1 protein-coding gene and 1 pseudogene are annotated in these 682 nt (G+C 61.6%); both read right to left on the bottom strand.

The window, feature by feature from the left end:
• Positions 1-108 precede the first annotated feature (108 nt).
• Positions 109-186 (bottom strand): annotated as a pseudogene (locus tag PQR02_RS40685) (zinc-binding dehydrogenase); the annotation flags it as partial.
• A 287-nt stretch (positions 187-473) separates the two neighbouring features.
• A partial coding sequence (locus PQR02_RS40680) for an EAL domain-containing protein (RefSeq protein ID WP_408243430.1) occupies positions 474-682 on the bottom strand: 209 nt, incomplete at its 5' end.

Raw genomic sequence — 682 nt, 5'->3', positions numbered from 1 at the left:
GACTGGCCTGCATGCGTACTTTGGCGTCGCGCGCGGCCTCGTCCTCGGGCGCGTCAACGATCAAAACTGCGGATTCGCCACCGCCGGTGCGTGAAACATGGGCCGCCCTTACGGCTGCAGCACAACCTTGATGCAGCAATCCTCCTTGTCGCGGAACGTCTTGTACATCGCGGGGCCTTGGTGGAGCGGAAACCGCGCAGGCGAACCCGTTCCGCCTAAAGTACACGGTGCCACGCACGCACTGGTGTGCGTTCCACATCTCCTGATTGGGATCGCTTGACGACATCAGCGAAGGTCGGTCGGACGTGCTGCTTGACGCTTTCCATGCGGCATTGTTTCTGAATGCCGTTGCAGCGCATCGGCGTCAGATATCGGGTTGCTGGCTTTCGCACGCGTGTAGGTGCGACGGAGGCAGATGCCGGCTAACCAGCCGTAGCCTGAAGCAATGCGAACGTCCGACTGCGCGTTGACCTCTAGCGTGATCCGCTTCCCGTGTCCTGCAACGACGAAACTCCAACCGGCGCCGGCCCGAACCGTGGCTCGGCGTAAGGTTCGATGCGCGCTGCCGATACCGGCTTGCCAATGAAATATCCCTGCACGGCATCGCAACCGAGTTCTTTGACGAGGACGACTTGCGTTTCGGTCTCGATGCCTTGCGCGACCGTTCTCATGCCCAGCGTGC

The organism is Paraburkholderia sediminicola, from assembly GCF_046026895.1.
Taxonomy (GTDB): Bacteria; Pseudomonadota; Gammaproteobacteria; order Burkholderiales; family Burkholderiaceae; genus Paraburkholderia; species Paraburkholderia sediminicola_C.
This window is presented reverse-complemented; position numbering and strand designations above follow the sequence as displayed.